The organism is Arthrobacter silviterrae, from assembly GCF_011045165.1.
Taxonomy (GTDB): domain Bacteria; phylum Actinomycetota; class Actinomycetes; order Actinomycetales; family Micrococcaceae; genus Specibacter; species Specibacter silviterrae.
Window position 1 is genome coordinate 51,008 of the sequence record NZ_JAAKZI010000004.1, and the last position, 10,913, is coordinate 61,920.

Annotated in this window: 11 protein-coding genes; all 11 read left to right on the forward strand. The window is 66.6% G+C overall.

Annotated elements, in window-relative coordinates; genetic code table 11:
* A complete protein-coding gene (locus tag G6N77_RS03780; RefSeq protein ID WP_306986599.1) occupies positions 1-789 on the forward strand; it encodes an HAD hydrolase-like protein in 789 nt (262 codons plus the stop codon).
* Positions 776-1,444: a lysophospholipid acyltransferase family protein gene (locus G6N77_RS03785; protein WP_165180682.1), complete on the forward strand. Its 669-nt coding sequence runs from the start codon at positions 776-778 to the stop codon at positions 1,442-1,444. Before G6N77_RS03780 ends, G6N77_RS03785 begins: the two co-directional genes overlap by 14 nt.
* 2 nt (positions 1,445-1,446) lie before the next feature.
* On the forward strand, positions 1,447-3,441 hold the full coding sequence (gene uvrC / locus G6N77_RS03790; RefSeq protein ID WP_165180683.1) for an excinuclease ABC subunit UvrC: 1,995 nt from the start codon (positions 1,447-1,449) through the stop codon (positions 3,439-3,441).
* An 87-nt stretch (positions 3,442-3,528) separates the two neighbouring features.
* A complete protein-coding gene (gene rapZ / locus G6N77_RS03795; protein WP_165180684.1) occupies positions 3,529-4,452 on the forward strand; it encodes an RNase adapter RapZ in 924 nt (307 codons plus the stop codon).
* A gap of 2 nt (positions 4,453-4,454) precedes the next feature.
* A complete protein-coding gene (locus G6N77_RS03800) occupies positions 4,455-5,462 on the forward strand; it encodes a gluconeogenesis factor YvcK family protein (protein WP_165180685.1) in 1,008 nt (335 codons plus the stop codon).
* Positions 5,463-5,486: 24 nt separating this feature from the next.
* Complete coding sequence (gene whiA, locus G6N77_RS03805; protein WP_165180686.1) at positions 5,487-6,467, forward strand: DNA-binding protein WhiA; 981 nt, start codon at positions 5,487-5,489, stop codon at positions 6,465-6,467.
* Positions 6,468-6,577: 110 nt separating this feature from the next.
* Positions 6,578-7,201 (forward strand): superoxide dismutase, encoded by a 624-nt coding sequence (locus tag G6N77_RS03810; RefSeq protein ID WP_165180687.1) that lies wholly within the window; start codon positions 6,578-6,580, stop codon positions 7,199-7,201.
* A gap of 219 nt (positions 7,202-7,420) precedes the next feature.
* Complete coding sequence (gene gap / locus G6N77_RS03815; protein WP_165180688.1) at positions 7,421-8,428, forward strand: type I glyceraldehyde-3-phosphate dehydrogenase; 1,008 nt, start codon at positions 7,421-7,423, stop codon at positions 8,426-8,428.
* 22 nt (positions 8,429-8,450) lie between these two features.
* The gene (locus G6N77_RS03820) at positions 8,451-9,689 is read left to right on the forward strand and encodes a phosphoglycerate kinase (RefSeq protein ID WP_165180689.1); all 1,239 of its coding nucleotides are present in this window, start codon (positions 8,451-8,453) and stop codon (positions 9,687-9,689) included.
* A 97-nt stretch (positions 9,690-9,786) separates the two neighbouring features.
* The gene (gene tpiA / locus G6N77_RS03825) at positions 9,787-10,602 is read left to right on the forward strand and encodes a triose-phosphate isomerase (RefSeq protein WP_165180690.1); all 816 of its coding nucleotides are present in this window, start codon (positions 9,787-9,789) and stop codon (positions 10,600-10,602) included.
* A gap of 35 nt (positions 10,603-10,637) precedes the next feature.
* Positions 10,638-10,883, forward strand: a complete 246-nt coding sequence (gene secG / locus G6N77_RS03830) for a preprotein translocase subunit SecG (protein ID WP_165180691.1) — start codon at positions 10,638-10,640, stop codon at positions 10,881-10,883.
* Positions 10,884-10,913 lie beyond the last annotated feature (30 nt).

A 10,913-nucleotide genomic window follows, 5' to 3' on the forward strand; every position in this document is an offset into this window, starting at 1 on the left:
GTGACTATCACCGCTGCCCATGATTCCCCCGGGGGGCGCCTGCCCTCCGTCCTTTTCGACCTTGACGGGACCCTGGTGGACCCGGCCGGCGGCATCACAGGCGGGATAGCGCACGCCCTGGCGGCCGTGGGCCTGCCCGTGCCGGGCGACGACACCCTGTCGGCCATGATCGGGCCCAAGCTGGCGGACGCCCTGGTCTCGATTGCCGGGGTCCCGCAGGAGCGGGTGCCCGAGGTCATCGACGCATACCGCAGCTGGTATGCCGCCACCGGCATGGACATGTCACGCGTCTACCCCGGCGTCAGGGAGCTGCTGGCGGGGCTGAAGGCACGGGGGCACCGTTTGGCTGTTGCCACCCAGAAGCCCGAGCCGCTGGCCAATGCCCTGCTGGCCCACCACGGGATCAACCGCTGCTTTGACGTGATCCGGGGCTCGCATTCGGATGAAACCCTCATGCCGGGGGAGCCGGGCTACCGTGCCGGCAAATCGGAAATCATTGCCTCCGCCCTGGCGGGCGTTTCATCACTGGCGGCCTTGGGCGGCTCTCCCAACGCAGTCCCCGGCACCGTCCGGGAGGCCGTCATGGTGGGGGACAGGCACCAGGACGTCCACGGGGCCCGCAGCAACGGACTGGACTGCATCGGCGTCTCCTGGGGCTTCGCGCCGGACGGCGAGCTGGCAGCGGCGGGTGCTGCCGCCGTCGTGCATTCCGCTGCGGAACTGGGGGAACTGCTGGGCCTGGCCGCCGGGCCCGTTGCAGGGCGGGAGGCCGTCCATGGCGCTGTATGACCTGACCCGGGTGCTCACGCGCGGCACCATCGCCGGCCTGTGCCGTCCCACCGTGGAGGGGCTGGCCAATGTGCCCAAGGACGGGCCGTTCATTGTGGCACCCAACCACCTGTCGTTTTTTGACTCCGTCATTGTCCAGGCCTTGACGCCCCGGCCCGTTTCCTTCTTTGCCAAGGCCGAATACTTTACCGGCACGGGCGTCAAGGGCCGGCTCATGAAAACGTTCTTCGAGTCCGTGCACTCGATCCCGGTGGAACGCGGTGAGCAGGCCGCCAGTGTCAAGGCACTCAAAACATTGCTGGACATTCTGGGCCGCGGGGACGGCGTGGGCATCTACCCCGAGGGCACGCGCTCCCGCGATGGCATCCTGTACCGCGGCCGCACCGGCGTTGGCTGGCTGGCCCTGACCACCGGCGCGCCCGTGGTGCCAGTGGGCATCATCGGCACCGAAAAGCTCCAGCCGGCGGGGCGGAACACTGTCAAGCCGCAGCCGTTCACCATGAAGTTCGGCAAGCCCCTGTACTTTGACAAGACGGGCCCGGACCATTCGCTGCCCGCCCGGCGCGCCGTCACGGACGCCATCATGGACGCCGTGGCAGCCCTCTCCGGCCAGGAGCGCAGCGCCAAGTACAACCAAAGCCCCAGTGTTGAGTAGCCGTGGCTGACCCGGCATCGTACCGGCCCAAGCCCGGTGAGATTCCCACGGACCCGGGCGTTTACCGGTTCCGCGACGAACACGGCCGCATCATTTACGTGGGCAAGGCCAAGAACCTGCGCTCCCGCCTGAATTCGTACTTCGCCAACCCGGCCACCCTGCTGCCCAAGACGCATGCCATGGTGCACCATGCCGCCAGCGTGCAGTGGACCACCGTGGGCAGCGAGCTGGAGGCGCTCCAGCTTGAATACACCTGGATCAAGGAATTCGCCCCCCGCTACAACCTGGCGTTCCGCGACGACAAGACCTACCCGTACCTGGCTGTTTCCATGGGCGAAACAGTGCCGCGGGTGCAGGTGATGCGCGGGGAGCGGCGCAAGGGCACCAAGTACTTTGGCCCCTACACGGCCGGGGCCATCCGCGAAACCATGGACACGCTGCTGCGCGTCTTTCCCGTCCGCAGCTGCAGCATGGGCGTGTTCAAGCGCGCCGAACGCAGCGGCCGCCCCTGCCTGCTGGGCTATATCGACAAATGCGCCGCGCCCTGCGTGGGCCGCATCAGCCTGGAGGACCACAAGGCGCTGGCGCAGGATTTCTGCGACTTCATGGGCGGGGAAGCCAAACGTTTCATCGGCAAGCTGGAAGCATCGATGGCGGCCGCCGTGGCGGAACTGGACTACGAACAGGCAGCCCGGCTGCGCGATGACCTCATTGCCCTGCGGAAGGTGTTTGAGCGCAACGTGGTGGTGCTGGCCGAAGACACCAACGCCGACATTTTTGCCGTCGAACAGGATGAGCTGGAAGCAGCCGTTCAGGTGTTCCACGTGCGCGGCGGGCGCATCCGGGGACAGCGGGGGTGGGTGGTGGAAAAGGTCGAGGACGCCACCGACGCGGACCTGTGGGAACACCTCATGCAACAGGTCTATGGCGGCGAGGAGCAACAGCAGGACGCCATTCCCCGCCAGGTCCTGGTCCCGGAACTCCCGGCCAACCACGGCGAACTCGCGGAATGGCTGGCGGGGCTGCGCGGCGGCAAGGTCAGCATCAAGGTCCCACAACGCGGCGAAAAGGCAGCACTCATGGAAACCGTGGCGCACAACGCCCACCAGTCCATGCTGCTGCACAAGTCCCGCCGGGCAGGCGACCTGACCACCCGCTCCGTGGCCCTGCAGGAACTCCAGGAGGCGCTCGAACTGCCCATGCCGCTGCTGCGCATTGAATGCTACGACATCTCCCACGTGCAGGGCACCAACGTGGTGGCGTCCATGGTGGTGGTCGAGGACGGCCTGGCGAAGAAGAGCGAATACCGCAAGTTCGCCATCACCGGCGACGCCGCCATTGACGACACGGCCTCCATGCACGACGTCATCACGCGCAGGTTCCGGCACTACCTTGCGGACCAGGAGGCCAGAAACAAGTCGGCAGGGGCCGGCGGCGACATTTCCGCCGTCGTCCTTGACGAATATGGCAACGGTGCGCAGGCGGGGGATGCCGCCACGTCAAAGTTCGCCTACCCGCCCAACCTGGTGGTGGTGGACGGCGGCATCCCGCAGGTCAACGCCGCCCAGGCGGCGCTGGCGGAGTTGGGCATCACCGATGTGGCCGTCGTCGGCCTGGCCAAGCGGCTGGAGGAGGTCTGGGTGCCGGACAGCGACTTTCCCGTCATTCTGCCCCGTGCCTCGCAGGGCCTGTACCTGCTGCAGCGCATCCGCGACGAGGCCCACCGCTTCGCCATCACCTTCCACCGGGCCAAGCGCGGCAAGGCCATGACGGCCTCCGTGCTGGACACTGTGCCAGGCCTCGGCGCCGCCAAGCAAAAGGCACTCCTGGCACACTTTGGTTCGCTGAAAAAGGTCCGGGCGGCCACCGTGGCCGAGCTTCAGGAAGCCAAGGGCGTGGGACCTGTGCTGGCCAAGGCGGTCCACGACACCCTGGCCGGCACAACGGGCGCCGCAGCCCCCGCTGTCAACATGGCAACGGGAGAGATCCTTGACTAGGCTGGCAGGGTGGCCACGGCGGAAAGCAGTTACCCCCGCGGCCGTGGCAGCCACGCAAATCTTCACCCCACGGACTTAGGAAGTGCAATGACGGAGCACGAAGAGAAGCCCGGAACCGACGACGGCGCCCTGACGGCCCTGAAGCCGGTGGAGTCGGAGCTGCTGGTGGTGACAGGCATGTCGGGCGCCGGCCGCAGCACCGCGGCCAATGCGCTGGAGGACCACGGCTGGTACGTCATTGAAAACCTGCCCCCGCAAATGCTCGGCACCCTGGCCGAGCTGGTTTCGCGCATGCCCGCGGCCCTGCCCAAGCTGGCCGTGGTGGTCGATGTCCGCGGCAAGGCACTGTTCGCCGACATCCGCGAGTCCCTCAACGCCCTGTCGGCGGCCGGCGTCAGCTACCGCGTGCTGTTCCTGGACGCCAGCGACGAAACCCTGGTGCGCCGCTTCGAACAGGGCCGCCGCCCGCACCCCCTGCAGCTCGACGGGCGCATCCTGGACGGCATTGCCCAGGAACGGCTGCAGCTTGCCGAAATGAAGTCCCAGGCCGAAATGGTGCTTGACACCTCCGTCATGAACGTCCATGAACTGGCCTCCGCCGTGACCGAACTGTTCTCCGAAACAGGCCCGGTGATCCTCAGCCTGACCGTCATGAGCTTTGGCTTCAAGTACGGCCTGCCCGTGGACGCCAACTACGTGGCGGATGTGCGGTTCATCCCCAACCCGCACTGGATCCCGCAGCTGCGCCCCCTGACGGGCCAGGACAAGGCCGTCAGCGATTTTGTGCTCAAGGACAACGGCGCCGCGGACTTTGTGGACCGCTATGTGCATGCCCTGGAGCCGGTTCTTGCCGGGTACCGCCGCGAAAACAAGCACTACGCCACCATTGCCGTAGGCTGCACTGGCGGCAAGCACCGCTCCGTGGCCGTGGCCATTGAACTGGCCAAGCGCCTGAGCCAGCTGCCGCGCGTCACCACCAGCATCCGCCACCGCGACCTGGGCCGGGAGTAGGCATGTACACGGGCATCCTGCCGATCATTCCGGCCGCGGGAAGGCTGCCGGCCTTTGAATCGGGCGTTCGCGTCACGGCACTGGGCGGCGGCCACGGCCTCTCCGCATCCCTCTCGGCGCTGCGCCTGCTGACCAGCAACCTCACCGCCGTGGTCACTGTCGCGGACGACGGCGGCTCCTCCGGCCGCCTCCGCGACGAGCTGGGCGTGCTCCCGCCGGGGGACCTGCGCATGGCACTGGCGGCGCTGTGCGACGACACCGACTGGGGCAGGACCTGGCGGGACGTCATGCAGCACCGCTTCACGTCCAGGGAAGGCGTCGCCGGCTCGCTGGACAACCACGCGCTGGGCAACCTGCTGATCGTCACGCTCTGGGAATTGCTGGGAGACACCGTCGCGGGGCTCCGCTGGGCCGGGGCGCTCCTGGGCGCCCGGGGCGAGGTCCTGCCCATGGCCAGCGTGCCGCTGACCATTGAGGGGGAGGTCAAATCCACGGCGGACAGCCTGCACCCCAACGGCCATGTCATCAGCGGGCAGGCGCGGCTGGCCAAGGCCGGCGAGGTGTCCAATGTGCGCCTGGTGCCGCAGGACGCCCCTGCCTGCGCGGAGGCCGTGGCTGCCATCCATGCAGCGGACTGGGTGGTGCTGGGCCCGGGGTCCTGGTACACCTCCGTGCTGCCGCACCTGCTGCTGCCCGAACTGCGGACGGCCCTGTGCACCACCACGGCCAAACGGCTGCTGACCATGAACCTTGACGTGGACGACCAGGAGGCCGCCGGCATGGATGCGGCGGACCACCTGAAGGTCATTTCCCGGTACGCGCCGGAGTTTGGCGTGGACGTGGTGCTGGCCGATCCGGTGTCCGTGGCCGACGTCGACGGCTTTACCGAGGCCGCCGCAATGATAGGGGCGGAGGTGGTGTTCGGTAAGGTGGGGAACTCCGCAGGAAAGCCGGTCCACGACCCGTTGCGGCTGGCGGCGGCATATCGGGACATTTTCGGGGACAACTAGAATTTCAAGGCGAAGGGTCACACTATGGCGCTGACAACGGCGGTCAAAGAGGAACTGTCCAGGCTGGACATCAAAAAGTCCTCGGTGCGGAAAGCGGAGGTCTCGGCACTGCTGCGCTTTGCCGGCGGGCTGCACATCATCTCGGGACGCATCGTCATTGAAGCCGAGGTGGACTCGGCGGCCACTGCCCGGCGGCTGCGCGTGGCGATAGCCGAAATGTACGGCCACCAGAGCGAAATCATTGTGGTCACCGGCGGGGGCCTGCGGCGCGGCAACCGCTATGTGGTGCGCGTGGTCCGCGACGGTGAGGCCCTGGCCCGCCAAACCGGGCTCCTGGACGGCCGGGGGCGCCCCGTGCGCGGACTGCCGTCCGTGGTGGTCAATGGTTCCGCATCCGACGCCGAGGCGGTGTGGCGCGGCGCCTTCCTGGCCCACGGCTCCCTGACGGAGCCCGGCCGCTCCTCCGCACTCGAGGTGACGTGCCCGGGCCCGGAAGCGGCCCTGGCCCTGGTTGGGGCGGCCCGGCGCATCGACATTGCGGCCAAGGCCCGCGAGGTGCGCGGCGTGGACCGCGTGGTGATCCGCGACGGCGACACCATTGCCGCCCTCCTGGTCCGGATGGGGGCGCACGAAACACTCCTGGTGTGGGAGGAACGGCGCATGCGCAAGGAAGTGCGTGCCACAGCCAACCGGCTGGCCAATTTTGACGACGCCAACCTGCGCCGCTCGGCGCAGGCCGCCGTTGCCGCCGGCGCCCGCGTGGACAGGGCCCTGGAGATCCTGGGGGACGACGTCCCCGAACACCTCAAGTACGCCGGCGAGCTGCGCGTGGCCCACAAGCAGGCCAGCCTCGACGAGCTGGGCCGGCTGGCCGACCCGCCCCTGACCAAGGACGCGATCGCCGGGCGCATCCGGCGCCTGCTGGCCATGGCGGACAAAAAAGCTGCCGACATCGGCGTCCCGGGCACTGAGTCCAGCGTCACGTTCGACATGCTCGAGTCCTGATTCGTGCCTAATATGAAAGAGTAGGAACATAACCGGACACTCATTCGGTTATGCAGTTTGCGGGGCACTGATCCCGCGGACCAACCAGAAGAAATTGCAACGGAGGAACCGTGACTAAGTACACACTTCCAGAACTCAGCTATGACTATGCTGCGCTGGAGCCCAACATTTCCGCCCGAATCATGGAGCTGCACCACAGCAAGCACCACGCGGCATACGTTGCCGGCGCCAACACCGCGCTGGACCAGCTGGCCGAAGCCCGTGACACCAACAACTTCGCCAATGTTGCCAAGTACTCCAAGGACCTGGCCTTCAACCTTGGCGGGCACACCAACCACTCCATTTTCTGGAACAACCTTTCCCCCGAAGGCGGGGACAAGCCCGAGGGCGAGCTGGCCGCAGCCATCGATGACGCCTTCGGCTCCTTCGACAACTTCCGCGCACACTTCACCGCGGCCGCCCTTGGCATCCAGGGCTCCGGCTGGGCACTGCTCTCCTTTGAAGGCCTGGGCGGCAACATCGTCATCGAACAGCTCTTCGACCAGCAGGGCAACGTTCCCGTGGCCACGACCCCGCTGCTCATGCTCGACATGTGGGAGCACGCCTTCTACCTCGACTACGTCAACGTCAAGGCAGACTACGTCAAGGCCTTCTGGAACATCGTGAACTGGGCCGACGTCGCCAAGCGCTTCGAGGCCGCCCGCAAGGGTGCCACGGCCCTGATCCTGCCGTAAGGTTCCACCCGGTCCACACAAAATTGTGACCAAAATATGGACGCCCGCCCCGTCAAATTTCCGGGGCGGGCCCCATGGAACGTAATATAGGTCACGGCGGCTGCTTGTGCAGCCCGCCGCGAAGAATCTCTGCCCAACGTCGTGCGGGAAAGCAAAGGGTTGCAGGTAACACCTCAACCGGACTACGCGTGTCCGCATGGGCACAAAGGAGAGAACTAAGTGACTACTCGCATTGGAATCAACGGGTTCGGCCGCATTGGCCGCAACTACTTCCGCGCCGCGCTGGCACAGGCCGCCGACCTTGAGATTGTTGCCGTGAACGACCTCACCAGCCCCGAAGCGCTGGCACACCTCCTCAAGTACGACTCCGTCAACGGCCGCCTGCCCGTCGCAGTGGATGTTGTGGACGGCCACCTGGTGGTGGACGGAAAGACCATCACCGTCCTGGCCGAACGCGATCCTGCCAACCTGCCGTGGGGCGAGCTCGGCGTTGACATCGTCATCGAATCCACGGGCTTCTTCACCAAGGCCTCCGACGCCCAGAAGCACATTGACGCCGGCGCCAAGAAGGTCCTCATTTCCGCCCCCGCCTCCGACGAGGACATCACCATCGTCCTGGGCGTCAACGACGGGCTGTACGACCCGGCAGCTCACCACATCATTTCCAACGCCTCCTGCACCACCAACTGCCTCGGCCCCTTGGCCAAGGTGCTCAACGACAGCTTTGGCCTGGAACGCGGCCTCATGACCACCGTCCACGCCTACACGGCAGACCAGAACCTCCAGGACGGCCCCCACAAGGACCTGCGCCGCGCCCGCGCCGCAGCCGTCAACATGATCCCCACCTCCACCGGAGCCGCCAAGGCCATCGGCCTGGTCCTGCCGGAGCTCAAGGGAAAGCTGGACGGCTACGCCATCCGCGTACCCGTGCCCACAGGCTCCGCCACGGACCTGACGGCCACGGTCAGCCGCGAGGTCACCGTCGAGGAAGTCAACGCCGCCTACAAGGCCGCCGCGGCCGAAGGCAGCCTCGCCGGCTACCTCACGTACACGGAAGACCCGATCGTCTCCTCCGACATTGTCGGGGACCCGGCGTCGTCCATCTTTGACTCCGGCCTGACCAAGGTCATCGGCAACCAGGTCAAGGTTGTCTCCTGGTACGACAACGAGTGGGGCTACTCCAACCGCCTGGTCGACCTGACCGAACTCGTTGCATCCAAGCTCTAAGGCAAGGTAAGGCAAAGCACGCATGGCACTTCACGCCCTCAGCGAACTCATCGATGAAGGTGTCCGCGGGCGGCACGTTCTCATCCGTAGTGATTTGAACGTGCCGCTCGACGGCGCTTCAGTGAGTGACGACGGCCGCATCAAGGCCTCCCTGCCCGTGATCCGGGCCCTGGCCGCCGCCGGCGCCAAGGTCCTGGTCTGCGCCCACCTGGGCCGGCCCAAGGGCAGCCCCGAGGCCAAGTATTCACTGGCACCGGCCGTGGCACGCCTGGCGGAACTGGCACCGGAGCTCAACGCAACATTGGCCGCGGACACCACCGGACCGGCCGCCCAGGCCGCCGCCGCAGCCCTGGCCGACGGCTCCGTGCTGGTCCTGGAAAACGTGCGCTTCGATGCGCGCGAAACATCCAAGGACGACGCCGACCGTGCAGCTTTCGCGGCCGAGCTCGCTTCCCTCACGGGGGGGACGGGCGCGTACGTGGATGACGCCTTTGGTGCCGTGCACCGCAAGCACGCGAGTGTCTACGACATCGCCAAGGTGCTGCCGTCCTTCCAGGGTGACCTGGTGGCGCGGGAGCTGGAGGTCCTGACGAAGCTCACCACGGACACGGTGCGCCCCTATGTGGTGGTGCTGGGGGGCTCGAAGGTCTCCGACAAGCTGTCTGTCATTGACAACCTGCTGGGCAAGGCGGACACCATCCTGGTGGGTGGCGGCATGCTGTTCACCTTCCTGGCCGCCCAGGGCCACGCGGTGGGTGCCTCCCTGCTGGAGACCGAGCAAATCCCCGTGGTGCAGGACTACCTCAAGCGGGCCGAGGCGGCAGGGACCATGTTTGTGCTGCCCACCGACATTGTGGTTGCTGCCGGCTTCTCTGCGGACGCCGCCCATGAAACCGTGCCGGCTGACGCCATTGAATCCTCCAGCTTCGGCGCCGGCGGCCTGGGCCTGGACATTGGCCCGGTCTCCGCGGCTGCCTTTGCGGACGCCATGTCAACGGCGAAGACGGTGTTTTGGAACGGCCCCATGGGCGTGTTTGAATTCCAGGCCTTTGCCGAAGGCACCAGGGCCGTTGCGGCTGCCCTGGCGGACAACTCCGCCCGCGGCGGATTCACCGTGGTGGGCGGCGGCGACTCCGCCGCCGCTGTTCGCACCCTTGGCTTTGCCGATGACGCGTTCGGCCACATCTCCACCGGCGGCGGCGCCAGCCTGGAATTCCTGGAAGGCAAGGAACTGCCCGGACTGGCGGCACTGGAGCGCTGATTGACCGGGGCGGCGGCAGGATTCCTGCCGCCGCCCCGTTGCGCCCCGGCGCACCCCATGATTTCTATTTAGAGCACTGTCAAGGAACGAGAGAGCGATGACGACTTCGACCAACGGGAAATTTGACCGCACGCCGCTGATTGCCGGCAACTGGAAGATGAACATGGACCATGTTCAAGGCATCACCCTCCTGCAAAAGCTGGCCTGGACGCTGTCCGATGCCCGCCATGACTTTGCCCGGGTTGAAGTGTCAGTGTTCCCGCCGTTCACCGACCTCCGCGGCGTCCAGACACTCGTCCAGGGCGACAAGCTCAAGCTGAGCTACGGGGCCCAGGACCTTTCCGACCAGGACGCCGGCGCCTACACCGGCGACATTTCCGGCGCGTTCCTGAACAAGCTGGGCTGCACCTACGTGCTGGTGGGCCACAGCGAACGACGCGCCATCCACCAGGAGAGTGACGAGGTGCTCAATGCCAAGGTCAAGGCTGCCTTCCGCCACGCACTCACCCCCGTGCTGTGCGCCGGAGAGGGCCTGGAAATCCGCCAGGCAGGCACACACGTGGAGCACACCCTGGCCCAGCTGCGCGCCGACGTTGCCGGCCTCACCGCCGAACAGGCAGCCCAGCTGGTGGTTGCCTACGAGCCCATCTGGGCCATCGGAACGGGCGAGGTTGCAGGGCCCGGCGACGCCCAGGAGATGTGCGCCGCCATCCGTGCCGAACTGGCTGTCCTGTTCGACGCCGAGACGGCCGCCAAGACGCGCCTGCTGTACGGCGGCTCGGTCAAGGCTTCCAACGTGGCCGCGATCATGGCCGGGCGTGACGTGGACGGTGTCCTGGTGGGCGGTGCCAGCCTCGACGCGGGTGAATTCGCCAACATTGCCCGTTTTGAAAGCCACCTCGTCACCAACTAGGATTAGACCACCTCAACCGCGCTGAAAGGCTACCAGTGGAAGCACTACAAATTGCCCTGCAGATCCTGCTGGGTATCACCAGCTTGCTGCTGACCCTCCTGATCCTGCTCCACAAGGGCCGTGGCGGCGGGTTGTCAGACATGTTTGGTGGCGGCATGAGCTCGAACCTCGGTTCCTCCGGCGTGGCCGAACGGAACCTCAACCGCTTCACCGTGGTCCTTGGCATCGTCTGGGGAGTGGTCATCATCGGCCTCGGCCTGATGATGTCCTACGGCGCCTAGCAGCCGCATAAGCCAAAAAAGGTCCCGTCC

Coding starts and splice junctions, on each gene's coding strand:
- rapZ (WP_165180684.1), top strand. CDS start 3,529: ATGACGGAGCACGAAGAGAAGCCCGGAACCGACGACGGCGCCCTGACG.
- G6N77_RS03785 (WP_165180682.1), top strand. CDS start 776: ATGGCGCTGTATGACCTGACCCGGGTGCTCACGCGCGGCACCATCGCC.
- whiA (WP_165180686.1), top strand. CDS start 5,487: ATGGCGCTGACAACGGCGGTCAAAGAGGAACTGTCCAGGCTGGACATC.
- G6N77_RS03820 (WP_165180689.1), top strand. CDS start 8,451: ATGGCACTTCACGCCCTCAGCGAACTCATCGATGAAGGTGTCCGCGGG.
- tpiA (WP_165180690.1), top strand. CDS start 9,787: ATGACGACTTCGACCAACGGGAAATTTGACCGCACGCCGCTGATTGCC.
- G6N77_RS03800 (WP_165180685.1), top strand. CDS start 4,455: ATGTACACGGGCATCCTGCCGATCATTCCGGCCGCGGGAAGGCTGCCG.